Origin of the sequence: Butyricimonas muris, assembly GCF_046365375.1 — a bacterium.
GTDB lineage: Bacteria > Bacteroidota > Bacteroidia > Bacteroidales > Marinifilaceae > Butyricimonas > Butyricimonas muris.
In genome coordinates this window covers 223,226-239,243 of record NZ_JBKEIT010000003.1, presented here as the reverse complement: position 1 = coordinate 239,243, position 16,018 = coordinate 223,226, and the positions used below count along the sequence as shown (strand labels likewise).

Sequence of the window (16,018 nt, the reverse complement as noted above, 5' to 3'; positions counted from 1 at the left end):
TATGAACTAAATCACAATTGACGGTTCCTGATCCACATTCCATTCCACGTTTACCATCAAATCAAAAGTCAGATCAAGCTTCCATTGCTCACCCGGCTTCTCCGTGTTCACCGTTGCCGTCAGCCGAAGAATAGTATTCTCTTGCAATGTATATTGCGGGAGAGGCGACGTTATCTCTTGCCCGTTATCTAAAGTGAACGTCACCGAAAACGTGGAACGTGCCGCCGCAGATGCCGTCGGAAGAGAGATGGAAGCCACGATCACGCTATCTTGAACACTCGAGAAATTGTAAGAAGAACTCTCGCTCACATCGATCACGGGAGTCGCTTGAAATTGTCCGCTCATATCAAAAGCCCCGTAAGTATTCTGTGTTTCCAAAGTTATTTTTGACACGACTTCAGGTACATCTTTCAAGGTAAGTACAAACATGGATACTTTTCTATTCAACGTCAATGTCGGCGTTGCCGTCATTTGCTCTCCCAAAGTTACGGGATCTGTTATTCCCCAGAAAAAACGGGGAGCCTCGGTTCCGTCAGACACGGAGGCAACCACTTCCTCCATCGTATTACCTATCGTCACACCGCTCAACGAGGCGTTCGGCAATGCTTCCCCGGTTTCACTCAAAACATTCGCCAATCCCACCACTTGATAAGTCCCCACGGGCAACTTACCTATCGTCACATTCTTCTTCGCCGTGAATCCGGGTGTGACTGTTCCGTCTCCGGCTTCAAGCACTTTCAGTTCTGCCTTCGTCAACACGGAACTCTGATATAACACGTATGTACCCTGACGATTTTTCCGAAAAGTCAACAAGTTCAACGATTCCACGTAATTGGTAAGATCATCGTTGATGACCGTCCCGACTCTACTCGTAACGGTTAAATCAATACTTTTATTCCCTGCCGGAATAATCGTTTCCTTGTCATCGTCATCACTACAGCAGCTAATTGCCATACCCATAATGACCGTCAAAATTAATAATGCAAATTGCTTCATGCCTTCATTCGTTAGTTTAGTTTCCTTTTATAGCGAATGAAGACATTCAATTGTTTCAATATCCCGGAGAGTCGTTTATTTTTTGTTTACAGGTCCCAAACACGGTACGCTAAAAAGATTAACCGGATTACCTTGTCCTGCCGTAACCGCAGCATAAGTACGGTATCCCCCGTTCAAGTTCAGCACGTTGTATCCCAATTGCATCAATACCCGCGCGGCAATGTATCCCCGTAAACCGATAGCACAAAAGACCACGATCGTTTTATCTTTCGGTAAATTCCGATACTCGGCACGCGATCCGTCCAAAGGAATATTCACGGCACCTTCTATACTACCTTCCGCAAATTCTCCCGGCATACGGACATCGACCAAGAGCGTGCTTTCGGTATCCATCGCTTGAAACTCGCGCCAGCTAATCATCTTCACTTTTCCGCTCAACATATTATCTGCCACGAACCCCGCCATGTTCACCGGATCTTTTGCCGAAGAATAAGGGGGCGCGTATGCCTGTTCCAACTCCATCAGATCGTACACGGAACCACCTTCCCGTATCACTGCCGACATCATTTCCAATCGCTTGTCCGCCCCGTCCGCAGCGACCACTTGCGCTCCCAGCAATTTCCCGTCTGTCGGGGAAAAATTGATCTTGATATCCATCATGATTGCCCCCGGGTAATACCCCGCATGCGAAGCCCCGTGAATAATAGCTTCCCTGTAAGGGATCTGCAACCGTTCGAGCATTTTTGCCGACAAACCCGCTGCCCCTACCGTCAGGTCGAATACCTTCGCGATAGCCGTGTTGATCGATCCTTTATATTTTCTCCGGTTACCGTAAACCGCGTTATCCGCGCAAATTCGCCCCTGTTTGTTAGCGGGACCCGCCAAAAATGCCAGAGCCGGACGACCGCTCACGGGATTGGGAAACTCTATGGCATCACCCACCGCGTAAATATCCGGATCGGAAGTCTGCAAATACTCGTTCACCTTGATTCCTCCCGTTTCCCCGATCTCCAACCCGGCAGCTTTTGCCAAACGGGCATCCGGACGAACCCCGATAGAGAGCAGTACCATGTCTGTTTGCAACATCAACCCGCTTCGCAGCACGACTTCCATGCCTTCCCCTGTCTGCCAAAAGGCTGTCACTGCCTCTTGCAGGTAAAGGCCCACGCCCTTTGCTTTAAGATGCTGGTGTACAATCGCCGCCATCTCGTAATCCACGGGTGTCATCACCTGATTGGCCATTTCCACGATCGACACATCAATTCCGTACTCGTGCAGATTCTCCGCCATCTCCAAACCGATAAAACCGGCACCGACAATCACTACCCGCTTCACGTCACGCTCTTCCACGTACTCTTTCACCCGATCCGTATCGCTTACATTACGCAAGGTGAATATCCCGTCGCCATCGATTCCCGGTAACGGGGGACGCACTGGCTCCGCACCCGGCGATAGGATCAACTTGTCATACGACTCCTCGTAACGTTTTCCCGAATTCAAGTCGCGCACCGTTACCACCTTTTTCCCCGGTTCTATTCCCTCCACTTCGGAACGTATCCGGGCTTCTATATTAAAACGAGCGGCAAAACTCTCCGGCGTCTGCACGAATAATTTTTGTCGCTCGTAAATCACATCCCCGATATAATAAGGTAACCCGCAATTCGCGTAAGAAATATACTCACCTCTCTCGAAAAGGATTATTTCAGCATTTTCATCCAGTCTACGCAAACGGGCTGCCGTAGAGGCTCCTCCCGCCACACCACCGACTATCACATACTTCATACAATTTATTTTAAATGTCACATATACTGTTCTATAATTTGCTGTAACTGTGCGGCCTGTACCACACCGCTATTATTCCACAACATACGTCCTCCTTTAAACAACATGAGTGTCGGTACCGACTGAACATGATATTGGTACACCGGCTGACGATTAGCCGGGACATCCACATCCACCTTCAGAATAACCACCTTATCCCCCAACCGTTTCTTTACCTCTTCAAGTATCGGGTGCATCATCTTGCAAGGTCCGCACCAAGTAGCGAAAAAGTCTACCAATACCAGTTTGTCACCATTAATCAATTCGTTGAACTTGTCCATAGCTTTATTGTTTTCGTTAATTCATACCCGATATACGTCAACCGGCGAAGACAAGTTATTCCAATTTCGTCACTTTTATATCTTTACGGTCGATGTAATTCGGGTAACGGAAAGCAGGCATCCCCAGCGCCATGATAGCATGGATATGTCCGTCTATCCCCAACGATTTCGCCAACTCTCTCTTGTTGTCCTGCTTGACGGCAGACATCACGAATCCCATGTACACTTGACTGACGCCAAGGCTCTCCGCCATCAACGAGGCATTCTGATAAGCCAGATTACAATCTTCACACCCGAAACGATTCGACTCGGGTGTATGAATGAAAAGCAATGCCGTGGCATGACGCAGTATCGGGTCATTCCCGGCTCGATCTTCCCGGAGCAAACGTTCAAAAACAGGCACATACCTGTAAACCCCTTTCAACAAAGGTTTCAACAGAGGTTTCAATACCGGATTCTTCAATTTCTTCAACACCCCGCTAAAAATGCCAAGCGTGTACTCGCTTACTTCACGCACCCGTTTCGGGTCTGTAACCAACGTGAACGACACGCTCTGCGCATTCGTCGCCGTGGGAGCCCGATGTGCCGCCTCCGCAATCATATCCAACATCTCCGCCGGAACAGGTTGCTTTGTCATCGTCCGGTTCGAACGTCGCACCTTGCACAAAAGCATCATCTGCTCAGGGGTCGGCAACAGCGTGTAATCAATCGGGTGCACTTTCTCCGCTGGGAAATCACTATGCTTCACCGCACCCGTCGGACACGCCGCAACACAATGCCCGCACCCGATACACATCTCCTCGTGCTCGATCCCCACGACTTCACCCACCTTTACCTGTGTAAAAATTGCCGCCGGACAAACCTTCACGCACTTTCCGCATTTTATGCAACTGCTTTGGTCTATACTTAACGTCATATCATATCATTTTAAAGTTTATTTGGCTTCAATGATTATTACCACAAAAGCATCTCTTTATCCATGTACTTCTTCAATGAAAAACAACTCCTGCATCACGTCTCTTCCACCGTGTAAGGGGGGGAGCCGGAGGGGTTGTCCTCAATCTAAAATCATAAATCTAAAATTAATAAATCCACTTCCCGATATTCCGTTCCGCGGCGCTAAACTCCACGCCGACTTTTACCAGCTCACGCCCGTCCGCTTGGTAAGGGAGCAAGTATTTCTTGTCGTCAATTTGCTGTAAAGCCTCCTCGGCTGTCCCGTTCAACTTGAACTCGAAAACGTAAATGTACTTCGGCGTCTTCACCACGGCATCCGCCCGTCCCACGGCACTCTTCACCTCCGCGTCCGTGAACTGCCCCATTAACTTGAACACGAGGTAGAACACTACTTGGTAGTGTCGCTCCGTCTTGGTATTGAGTTCATACGGGAAATCCGCGAAGAAGGCTTGCAAACGTGACATGAAATCATCCACCTTTCCCACACGAAGCTCCTGCACGAACTTACCGATATAGAATCCCTTATCCTCGTCGGGAACCGAGGTGTAAAAAGGAACGAGGAAATTCATAAACCCGTACCGCACCTCATCATTGGGAAACTCCAGCAGATAATTCCCGAATTCCGCGTCGTAACCCTTTATCGTCAAGTACCCGCTCTGGTAAATCAGCGGGATCGGGTTATTGGCATCCACCCGGTACTCGGCGAACGAGGAAGATGGTGCTTCAAGACCGTCGAGCAATACCCGCAGGTCGTAATCGCTTTTCTTAAGCAACTCGACGAGGAAGGTCGGCGTACCCGTCTGGAACCAGTAATTGCTGAACTTGTAACCGTCGAACACGTTCAATACGCTGAAAGGGTTGAACACCCCTTCCGAGAACTCGCAAAAATGATAACCGTCATACAACGCTTCCATCTTGTCCAAGGCATCCTCACGCGTCAACCTGTTCGCCTCCGCCAACCGCTCCAGCTCCGGCGCAAACGTCGCTTCCAGTTCCTGCCGCGTGATGCCGCAAATCGTGGCGTACTGCGGTTTCATACTGATGTCGTTCAATTGATTCAAGTCACTGAATACGCTCACTTGCGCGAACTTCGTCACGCCCGTCAGGAACACGAAACGCAAATAACGGTCTGAACTCTTCAGTACCCCGTAGAATGCCTTCAACGTCTGGCGGTAATCTTCCAGCAAAGCGTCGTTACCCAAGGTTTGCAGCAGGGGCTTGTCGTACTCGTCCACCAGTACCACCACGCCACGTCCCGCCCGTTCACTCGCCCGGCGAATCACGCCCGAGAAACGAAGCGAAAGAGTCGGTTCGTCCTCTCCCTTGCCGTATTCAGCCTCCCATCGCGTCAAGTTATTGCTCAATATATCATTCAATTTCCGGGGAGAATCATACTTCTCCGCGTTCAAATCCAGATGCAACACCGGGTACTCGTTCCATTCCTTCTCCAACCCGGCAATCGCAAGTCCCTCGAACAACTCCTTCTTCCCCTCGAAATAAGCCTCAAAAGTCGACAATAACAGGCTTTTGCCGAAACGGCGAGGACGACTTAGGAAATAAGGGGTTTCCGTGGAAGCGATCTTCCAAATAAAGGCCGTTTTATCCACGTAAACATGGTTGCCTTCTCGAAGTTTTTCAAAAGTCTGTATCCCGATGGGAAGTTTGCGTGACATATTATCCATAACTGCTTTTCCGTTGTTTATCATACAAAGATAAAAATAAATTTAGAATTTAGAGTTTAGAATTGAAGTTTCCCGAAGACAGTAGTAATTCAGCTGAGGGCATCTCATGTTTTTTTGAGACACCCTCTTAACTTCTCGCCACCACGATAACAGTAGTCTAAAGTACCGTGGCATCACGTCACAAACTTTTCTTCCTTCCCCACCGCTCTCTCAACCACGCGACCACCACGGCACTTAACACACCCCCGACAATACTCACCACATGTGAAAGCATTGCATCGGTTATCGAAACACACCCCATGCGGACAAACGAAACGTTAATACAGTACGTGGAGAACAATCCGACGACAAAATGACCGACTCCTTCCATACTTATTCATTTGAAGTCGGTTGAAGTACAATACTTCGGGATGCTTTCCGCTTGTCTTTCGACAACATGAAAGCATAAATCACCAGATTCTCTACCGCCCAATTCTTTCCTAATGCGATACTGGTTGAACCCGATTCCTTCCGGTTGCGGCAGCCCGTAACAACCATCTCCTGTTTCTCTTTTTCATACATCGCCACGTACAAAACATCGTTCGGGTTCGCCACTGCCGACCAATATGTTTGAGCTTCCTGTGTCACGTTTACTTTTTTAGCAGCCGTATCCACAGTTACCTCCACATTCGCCAGCGAGGTCAGGTAACCGGACGCACAAACCACTTGATCGTAATTCACCGTAGCCACGACCTCCCCACTCTCCGACTCCGTGGCAGTGATCGCCCCCATGTTCTCTTTCACAAACGCGTTATAACAGGAAGTTCCGGCTGTACGTCCCGGAAAACCAAGTTCCGCGGCGGGAGCAAAATAAAGAGAAAGACGCAACAGTTCCTTCATTTTTGCCCGTTGTTGCAACTGTCCCGGGGTTTTGGGATTACGTATCTTCATGCGCCGGGTTCTGCCCACGCTATACCCTTTTGCTCCCGAATAAGTCGTCACATTACCAATCGACTTCCTCACTTCTCCAAAAAACAATGACCTGAATAAAACCATAATTCTACTTTTTTAAATGAAACATTAAACCTCCCTATCGGACACTCTCTGCCGAATCGGGTATCTCTAAAAACTGATTATCCGAACACTTGTCCCAATTACCGGAAACAAAAGCACAATACAGATACTTTACCTCTTTCGTCCCCTCCGGCAAACACACCACGACTTTCTCATCCCAACGCATACTCCCCGGCACCTTCGGCAAAATCACGTCAAACAAATCGTTTTCCATCATTACTACTACCAACAACCGATCCCATTTCCGATCTTTATTCAGAACAACGATATTCTTCCATGTCAACAACACCTCTCGTTCCGACAAACGCCTTACTCTCATTTCCTCCGCCAACGGCAAGCTTCCTGCCGTGAAATGCAATCTGTCGTAGAAAATACCTTTCTCCCCGTTAAAAGCCCGGATATTCATTTTATTGAACAACACGTTTGCACCCGTGTTCACCTCTCGTGCCGCAGCCCTCCATATTTCAGCCAAAGGAGTCTGCCGCACTGCACTGTAAAACGTGTTCACCCTCCGTAAACGTGCCCTGTAAAACATTTGTAACTCCGTTCGAGGATTATTCACCCGAGTCGGACACATTCGCACGAATCCTTTCCCGAATCTCGTGTACAACACCACGTTTCCCAACTTTCCCGAGAAACAATCAAATAAAGACTTTCTACTTGCCATACTTCCTCCTTCAATATACAAAACCTGCTCTTTTCTTCACCTCTTCAAACGGAAACGCCGGTCCCGGATCCACTTTTCGGGAAGTAATATCCGAATGACGCACGAGATACTTGATCCCGTAATGTACCCGCAGTAATCGACATAGCCGAATAACCGCCTCCACTTGCTCCGCCGTGTAAGCATGCCAATACACTGCCCGTCCGTTCTCTATTCCCGTGTACACCTCGTTAGGCATATACTCCCGCCCGAACGACGAGAAGAAACGATTTCCTTTCCGTTCCAACTGTCCCCCGTTATCCATCTCCACCCCGATAGAAAAGTCATTTACATTCGCTCTTCCCTGATGCATGCTCACACCCGCATGCCATGCCTTAATCACGTAAGGTACCATCTGATAATAATCACCATCCCGTCCGACGACCGTATGTGCCGCCACCTTCGTCCCCGGATTACACAAATGTACCACAGACGACATCGCACTTGCTCCCCCGGTTCCGTGCAACACAATCGTGTCCACCGCTTTCATCCGGGTCTTACACTTACCGCACGAAAAATACTTTACTTCTTCTCCGCACAAAACATCCGATACAATTCTCAACATAAATAATCATTTAATTGTAAATCATACATCTAAAATGAATCAAATCATTTTATTTTTCTCCTGAATAAATTCCCTGTAATCTTCTCCCCGCTCCTTCCGATCACGTATCCTCCCAGCCCGATTTCGAGTAAGTCCCAAAAACGGGATGTTTCAGACAAAAGCGGAGAAGGATTAAAGACTCCTAATAAAATAACCAAGGTAAACACAAGCATCACGATCGGACGCCACGACCTTTGCAACCAATTTCCTTGCGCCTCCCGGTCGACGACTTCAAGCCTGCCTCGTGTCAATTCACTCTCGTGGCGATATAACAAGGCTATAATATCCGCCTGAATCTGTTGTTTTTCTTTTGCAGACACCGATAAACCGTTAATTACATCTCCGATTTCTTGAAATACATTTGAAAATACACCCATGATAATCAATATTTTGGTTTGATACAATATTACAACCATATCAACCCGAAAACATCATACTCCCCTACGGCAATTATTATTTTTTAATAGGAATAATTCAATAATTCCTTTTCTGATTATTTTTTTATCACGGACAAAGTAATAAATCCCTTACCAATTGCGGTTTCCAATAGGTACATCACGTTATTCTATAACAAGAATAAAAAGATTTTCAAACAACCTTTACACAAACACAAAAAATAAAAATGCTGACTTATTGGTCAGCATTCCGAATCATATTTAACACTTTTTCAAGTACAACACTTGTACTACTCTTCCTCACTTCCTCCCAAACGCTGTTGAATCCACTGAAGATACTTGTCTGAAGTCTCCGACCAAAACTTGTGGGGATTCTCCCGATTCTCCATTCGATACAACTCCCGGTTATAATTCGAGGGAAATGATACATCATAAAACAAACACAAATAATTCAGAAAGGCCTTTTTCGTGTTCACACCACCATTCGCCACCACAATTTTCGTTTCCCATAGAATATTCCCCATTTCCAACAAACAAGACGGACTCTCCGTCCAACGGTAATACCCCGGCACCAGATATCTCTCCCGTCCAAAATGCTCCCTCAACCTTCGTACTGAATTATATTGGACTATCACAAACCGCCAAACCCGTAATTGCTCCTCTACACTCAAATCCGTCCATTCCGTAAACTTGTCCCCTCGTAAGAAAACAATTCTCTCCCTCGGTTTACTTACATCCGCCACGAACAACTCCTCCAATAATTCCAAATGATTACGAATCTCCTCTTTCGCTTCCTCCGGGCAGTCACTTTCCTCAATCCGGGCTCCTATTTTATAAAACAGCAAACTTTCCCGTTCCAGCATACGCCTCATATACATTCTGCAACTCTTCTCTTGATTAAACCGTAACGATTCTTTCGAATTTACGGGTAATTGTACCACAACATCAAAAATGGCAAACTCGTAATCTGCCAGATAATTCAAATTAAAACTCATACTTTTCTACTTTAATTTAAAGGACGGACTGACAACAAAACACCAGCCCGTCCCCAAAAACTTTACACCATAAACTTAACACTCAACGTTACTTCACGATTATCGTGAAGCAATCATTTATATCTTTGGAATACCCTTCGTTTTTAAAGTTTAAGGAGATCACGTATCGCCCAACGGGAACATCGTGATGCAACGGTACCTCGAATGTTCCGTCTCCCCGCACAAAAAGTACTCCCCATAATTTGCCCGGATCGCCTTGTATTGAGGTGATATTTTTAATAGACACAATGACTTGGGAAGTTCCCTCAACACCTTCTATCGGCGCACTCACCCAAGGTTGTCCCCATTTTTGCTTGATATATTCTTCCCCTGCCCCCATCTCAACTATCATTGTCGGATATATTCCTTTATTGGCTAACTCTTCAGGAGTCATATGTTTTTCATTTATAAAATACTCGTATTCGGGATTCGGTACTTCCTGCAAGGTGGGAGCAGTTATATCCAAAGATTTTTCACTTTTGATTACCAATGTATCAGGATTATAATTAGCACTCTCTGTCAATAAATACCCAACAGTTATATCTTGGCATCCGTTTGTAAACCATGTTAGTGTACCAATAATTGTCAATATAATTAGTTTTTTCATAGTTTAAAATTTTAGATTTTTCCTAGTATATAATTGTAATTCAAAGCGTGAACAACTCCATTTAAAGGTTGGATATCAGGTGTTGCTAAAGGTACATGCTCATAAGCCGAAAAGGAGTATAAGTACATCACTTCCGGTCCGACATCAGGTACTCCACCGTAAGGGGATTTATCCACGTACGCTTTTAGACGATTCCCGCCCACACACATCAATTCCGTTCCTCCCTCTTGCTTGGAATCCGTGATATCATAATCCGGATCACGATAAGCGATAGCGGACTTCAACATTTTCCCTTTCACGATATGCTTTAGCAACATTTCCCGACAAAACTCAGGAGTGAGTTCACTCACGACCTCCATGTCATTATCCCACAAGTATCTCAACACAGAATAACTAGGTGGGGCAAAAAAGGTGATTTCTTTGTAATCCGGATCATTTCCTTCAAACAAATCCGTCAACCCAGCCCGCTCGATCATTGCCACAGTTAATTCCCAATTATATTTATCTCCCCGTAAATATTCCATTATACTACAATCATGGTAAGGCGAAGACATCCCCGTGTCTATCCAATCTTGTTTTGTGTCACAACCTATAAACAGAGGTAAAGCACAAACACATATCCATATATATCGTAATGTTTTCATTTTAATTTTATATTTAAATTCTTTTCATCCAATACGTATTCTGACGTGCTAATGGATTATTAATAAATTCAATTTGGTCAACACCTTGAAAAAATACACCGTCAATGATATCTTGTATCGATACGTTCCGGAATCCTCCATATAATTCTGTTTTATAATACTCGTTCCGAATTATATCATACCAACGCCATCCTTCCATTATTAGTTCCTTTTCTCGCTCCTTGTAAATAGCATAACGCAAATCACCTCCATACTCGGAAGAATTATAAAGTTCCGCGTTAGCACGTCCTCGGATAGAATTTAAATCAGCAATTGCCCCATTTTGATTTCCTAGCCGGACACGACACTCCGCTCGTAGTAGAATAATATCCGCCAAACGGAACCATATACGATTTTGGTCAAAGTTGGAAAACTCTCCCACACTCCAACCGGAAGTACTGACTTTAGCCAAACGCCATTTCCATGGGTACGCATATCCTCCAGTGATCTGTATGCTATCTGCTTCCATGTGTTCAAAATCATAAAAGTAGGCATCCCGTCGCAAATCGGTAATAATTGTATCCCCAACCGTTCTACTCAAATACATTGTGCGCACCGTAGTATTCAATATCCGGTATTTCATATTCTTGATATCACCTTTCCCTTTGTTAGTAACGACAGGCCAACTCTGGAAAAATCGTCCGAAACAAAAAACATTATTAGTTAGCGCTTCGTTTTCCATTTCTTCCCAAAATCCGCGTAACACGTTCTCGTAAATACACTCCCGATCATTTCCCACCAAGGTACTTGTACACACGTCTTCCGGCGTTTCAGCCAATTCATAAATAGGAGAATTAATTATTGCCGTACAAGCAGAATCGGCAGCAGCCCATAACGCTTGTTCATCATAAGTAGCCTCATCCGGTTGTGCCATATATTTACACCCTGCTTTCCATGCACATAAATGAGCCAGCAAAGCTTGAGCTGCCCCTCGGCAGGGTACGGATTTATAGGTTATCGCATTCCCTTTGTAATCTTTTAAATCTATAAATTCAGGCAATAACTTAATAGCCATCCGAGTCTGAGCAATCGCATAATCGATCACCTTAACCCATGAAGAAAACTCTACAGGTTTTAATTCAACCTCATCTAGTATAATCGGACAGCGTCCCCATCGACGTCCCAGTTCGAAATAAGCTAACGCTTTCGTGAAATAGATTTGACCTTTGTAAAAATCCCGGCGTTCTTGTGGCATTTTTACTTTATCAATATATGGTAACGGAACATTTGCCATCGCAATCACACTATACAAATGTCCCCATTGCCCCATATAGGACGCTGCATCATTTTCGAACAAAAGAGCTCTATCATTAGGAGAGTGATAATCCGTGTATACACCATATATTGCCGGGCATTCGATATTTGTCATTCCTAAATCTCTTCGAGCAAATCTTTCCACGGTTAGTAAACCGATTTCAATTTCCCGTTCATTCTCGAATGCGTTCTCAAACGTAACCGAGTTTTCCGGGATCATTCGTAAGGTATCCTCGCAAGCACCACATAGGGTACAAGCTAAAAGTGCTAACAGAATATAATAAATTTTCATTATTTAAAATTTTAAAGTTAAACCCAGCGTATATTTTCTAGCCAAAGGGTAATTCTCCTGCATGTCCTCCCCAGTTGTGATACTTACGGTTTCCGGATCCATTCCCGAGTAATTCGTCCATGTCAACAAATTTTCGCCACTCACGAATATTCTTAATTCTTCCATTCCGATTTTTTTACTCCATTTTTTTGAAAGACTATATCCCAGCGTCAACGTTCTCAATTTCATATAATTGACTTTTTCCACATCCCGATCAACCATAGTCCACAAACCGTTATTGTGATCATACTGAAACTTCGGGTAATCAGGATTATCCCCCGGCTTTTCCCAAAAACTTATTTTATTCAAATCAACGACTAACGCTTGAAAATATAAATCAGAAGAAAGACATCTCTTAACAAGGGGATTCATCATATGTCTGCCCAATGTATAGGTTAGTAACATATTTAAGTCGAAATTTTTCCAACGGAATTCATTTACAATACCTCCACTTATTTCGGGTAACGCACTTCCCACGTAAACATGGTCTTCAAAATTAGCCTGAGTATCTCCATTCAAATCAATAAATTTATAATCACCCGGTTTATAAAAACTAGATTTGGCATATTCATTCTCAGACAAATAGTAGCTCACCCCTTGTTGGTTGTAATAAACCTTCATTTCATCTTGAGAATTAATAAAACCATCCGTCTTTTGAGCATATACCCCGTTTAAGGGTTTTCCTATAATTCTGCCACCAAAATCTTTTCCGTCATATGATTTCTCAAAACGATTCCAGTTTCTTGCCCCGTTTACTGAAATTTTCCAATACAAATCCGGTTGACGTAATATTTCGTATTTGACCATAAATTCGATACCTTCATTTGAAATTGCAGCCGTATTTCGCCATTGCTGGTCATATCCATTGTGAAATCCGGGTAAAGCTATTCGAGCAAGTAATTTATCCGTATAACGGTAATAATAATCTAAAGAGAAAGTTAAACGATAATCAAAAAAATCCAAATCCAAACCGAAGTCATATTGATCGGTTTCCTCCCAAGAAAGTTTATGATTGTATAAACCGTCAATCCATACAGGTTCAATCGTGGGATTGCCCCGGTAAGAAGTAGTCCCCACATTCATAACTCCTAATGCTAAATAGTTCGAAGTAAAATGCATTCCCGAACGTCCCCAACTAGCTCGCAATTTTCCAAAAGAGAGCCATCCCAATTTTTCCTTGATAAAAGGTTCTTCTGAAAAAATCCAACCTGTAGCCATCGATGGAAAAGTTCCCCAACGATTATTTTCCCCAAAAGTGGAACTACCGTCCCGCCGGAAACTCAAGGATAGTAAATAGCGTTCTTTGTAATTATACTCCAAACGAGCAAAATAGGAGAGCAAAGTTTTTTCCTGCATATCCGACTGATAATGTTGGTATGCAATAATTCGTTCATAACTACCTTGAACTTCTTTTCCAATTTCGGGCATCCCGGAAGGAGCATAGTATATTTTATCACTCGGTGAATTTTCTGCAGAACCTCCATTATATTCAACTTGATCATATTGATACGAAAATCCTGCAACAAAACCGATATTATGATCTTCTTTTATCGTGCGGTTGAAGGAAAGCATATTTTCATTTAAAATCATTAGATTTATTCCCGTTTCCCCAATACTTTTAGAATAACCGGATTCGCTTAAATAGGATGGTTGAAAATAGTTCCGCCGATCGATGGAATAGTCTGCCGCAAGTGATGTCGATATATTTAACCCGTCTATTGGTTCGTACCCCAATTTAAAATTAGTACGTAAACGAACGGCTCGGTTTTTCTCTTTTGTTCCCGCGTAAGCATCTAACACAGAATTCCATGCTGTAGAGCCTTCACCCGGTATCAAAGAGGATAGTTTGTACGGATCTCCCGGAACGGTTTCTATCGGGGGAGCAAATCCCAACATCTCAGTTTTAGTCCCTCGTTTTCGGTTCGACAATGATGCATTCAAACGAAAATCCACATTCAAACGTTCTACCGGAATCACGTTCATCGAAGAATTCAAATCCACCCGGTTAAAACCCGTACCTCGAAAGATTCCATTTTCATTATAATACCCCAAACCGATACCGTAAGTCATTCTTTCCGAACCACCATAAGTCTGAATATTTGCATTCGTCACCTTTCCTTTCACGTAATAAATCGGAAAATAATTAGTCGAATTGTTGTAAAAAGCATTCAAACTATCTTGAAATATATTTCCATTACCTGTATCATAAGGCGTCGGATCAAAATTACCGTCAAGCATAGCTCTTTTCGACCAGTTATCATATTGCTCGCGGAGCGTTACTGGGTAGGTATACCGGTTTGTTTCTGGATTAATGTACGCAAGAAAACGATCTCTGAAAGAACGTAATCTTAACAAGCGTTCTTCTCGTCCCGTGGTTACAGTCGGCAATTCCGGCAAGATACTCCATGTTTGTGATACATTTACGGTAAAGGTTGCATCTTGATTTTTCCTCCCTTTCTTCGTGGTAATGATGATTACCCCATTTGCAGCTCGCGAGCCATAAATTGCTGCCGATGATGCATCTTTCAATATCTGAATGGACTCTATCATATCCGGATTCAAATCCGATAATAAATTGGTTCCCGTGATTGGTGAAGTAAATGTATTTAACGGTACCCCATCGACTACCCACAACGGATTCGAGAAACGACGTCCCTGCTCTACATCCAAAGAGTTGTAACCTCGAATCGTAACCGCAGTTCCACCACCCCCGGGAGCCCCAGACATTTGTGTGATATCCATTCCTGCCACACGTCCTTGTAGCAGAGTTTCGATACTAACGGAAGGAATACCACGAATCTCATCAGCCTTTACCACAGAAATAGCACCTGTCGATTTTCTACGGGTGGTTGTGCCATACGCCACTACAACCGTTTCGTCCAACGCTTGAACATCCTCTTCCATAACGATGCGAAGCGTGTCTTTAGCCGTCTTCTCCGAAAACTCTATTATTTTCTTTTTAAAACCGACAAAAGAAAATTCCAGTGTTCCTTTTACCAAAGACAATTCTATCGCAAATCGCCCTTTCTCGTTCGTTGCCGTACCCACGGGTAATCCAACAACTTTTACGGTTACCCCCGGCATCGGCAGTTTTTTCTCGTCAACTACTTTTCCCAAGATCCGCAAACTTTTTCGTACGGAATCTTGCCCCCATATCCGAGGTTGTTCCCTTATAATCACCAGATTATCGTCAAAAGTAAATCCCAATCCTAATTTGGTCAATAAATCGTCGAGAACAACTCCCAACTCTTTATCAACCACTTGAACACTCACCTTTCCTCGCACTTCTATTACCCGATGATTATAGAGAAAACTATAACCCGTTTGCCGTTCCAACTCCTGAAAAACTTTTTCCAGCGTCACATTTTTTAATTCCACAGAAACTTTTGATTGCTGTGAATACACCGCAGCCTGTACCTGTACCAAGCTACAAATCAGAAAAATAAATACAAACTTCATCATCATCATCCATTTTCGGGCAAAAATCCTTCCTCCGGATCTTGCACCGATTCGATTTTTTTTCATACCTTTATGCTTTGAAAATTCTACTTTGCATGTTGGCTAAATAACCACATTCTCGCCTCCATGCTTTAACTAAAAGCTGTTCCACGTCCATG

At 44.2% G+C, this 16,018-nt stretch carries 14 protein-coding genes and 1 pseudogene; all 15 read right to left on the bottom strand.

Translation table 11 applies throughout. The annotated features are described in order from the left end of the window. Positions 1-6 precede the first annotated feature (6 nt). A complete protein-coding gene (locus ACK8P8_RS06395) occupies positions 7-996 on the bottom strand; it encodes a FimB/Mfa2 family fimbrial subunit (protein WP_369860690.1) in 990 nt (329 codons plus the stop codon). Between the two features lie 123 nt (positions 997-1,119). After that, positions 1,120-2,778: pseudogene (locus ACK8P8_RS06390) on the bottom strand (FAD-dependent oxidoreductase); the annotation flags it as partial. Between the two features lie 17 nt (positions 2,779-2,795). After that, positions 2,796-3,098 carry a thioredoxin gene (gene trxA, locus ACK8P8_RS06385; protein WP_292271296.1) on the bottom strand — a complete coding sequence of 101 codons (303 nt, stop codon included), beginning with the start codon at positions 3,096-3,098 and terminating at the stop codon, positions 2,796-2,798. Positions 3,099-3,153: 55 nt separating this feature from the next. Continuing rightward, the gene (locus ACK8P8_RS06380) at positions 3,154-4,014 is read right to left on the bottom strand and encodes a nitroreductase family protein (RefSeq protein WP_369860691.1); all 861 of its coding nucleotides are present in this window, start codon (positions 4,012-4,014) and stop codon (positions 3,154-3,156) included. A gap of 166 nt (positions 4,015-4,180) precedes the next feature. Next, positions 4,181-5,737, bottom strand: a complete 1,557-nt coding sequence (locus ACK8P8_RS06375; protein ID WP_099294495.1) for a PD-(D/E)XK nuclease domain-containing ATP-binding protein — start codon at positions 5,735-5,737, stop codon at positions 4,181-4,183. Positions 5,738-5,915: 178 nt separating this feature from the next. Further along, on the bottom strand, positions 5,916-6,107 hold the full coding sequence (locus tag ACK8P8_RS06370) for a hypothetical protein (protein ID WP_369860692.1): 192 nt from the start codon (positions 6,105-6,107) through the stop codon (positions 5,916-5,918). 2 nt (positions 6,108-6,109) lie between these two features. Continuing rightward, entirely contained in the window at positions 6,110-6,772 is a 663-nt protein-coding gene (locus ACK8P8_RS06365) for a DUF6266 family protein (protein WP_369860693.1), read from the bottom strand. 34 nt (positions 6,773-6,806) lie between these two features. Continuing rightward, positions 6,807-7,457, bottom strand: a complete 651-nt coding sequence (locus ACK8P8_RS06360; protein WP_369860694.1) for a DUF6266 family protein — start codon at positions 7,455-7,457, stop codon at positions 6,807-6,809. A gap of 10 nt (positions 7,458-7,467) precedes the next feature. Beyond that, positions 7,468-8,058: an N-acetylmuramoyl-L-alanine amidase gene (locus tag ACK8P8_RS06355; RefSeq protein WP_369860695.1), complete on the bottom strand. Its 591-nt coding sequence runs from the start codon at positions 8,056-8,058 to the stop codon at positions 7,468-7,470. Positions 8,059-8,102: 44 nt separating this feature from the next. Further along, positions 8,103-8,474: a 3TM-type holin gene (locus ACK8P8_RS06350; RefSeq protein ID WP_099292138.1), complete on the bottom strand. Its 372-nt coding sequence runs from the start codon at positions 8,472-8,474 to the stop codon at positions 8,103-8,105. 308 nt (positions 8,475-8,782) lie between these two features. Then, positions 8,783-9,487, bottom strand: coding sequence for a hypothetical protein (locus tag ACK8P8_RS06345; protein WP_369860696.1), 705 nt, complete (start codon positions 9,485-9,487; stop codon positions 8,783-8,785). 88 nt (positions 9,488-9,575) lie between these two features. Further along, positions 9,576-10,133 (bottom strand): hypothetical protein, encoded by a 558-nt coding sequence (locus ACK8P8_RS06340; protein WP_369860697.1) that lies wholly within the window; start codon positions 10,131-10,133, stop codon positions 9,576-9,578. Positions 10,134-10,144: 11 nt separating this feature from the next. Continuing rightward, positions 10,145-10,777, bottom strand: a complete 633-nt coding sequence (locus ACK8P8_RS06335; RefSeq protein ID WP_369860698.1) for a hypothetical protein — start codon at positions 10,775-10,777, stop codon at positions 10,145-10,147. 13 nt (positions 10,778-10,790) lie between these two features. After that, complete coding sequence (locus ACK8P8_RS06330) at positions 10,791-12,362, bottom strand: RagB/SusD family nutrient uptake outer membrane protein (protein ID WP_369860699.1); 1,572 nt, start codon at positions 12,360-12,362, stop codon at positions 10,791-10,793. A 3-nt stretch (positions 12,363-12,365) separates the two neighbouring features. Continuing rightward, positions 12,366-15,926 carry a TonB-dependent receptor gene (locus ACK8P8_RS06325; RefSeq protein ID WP_369860700.1) on the bottom strand — a complete coding sequence of 1,187 codons (3,561 nt, stop codon included), beginning with the start codon at positions 15,924-15,926 and terminating at the stop codon, positions 12,366-12,368. Positions 15,927-16,018: the final 92 nt, after the last annotated feature.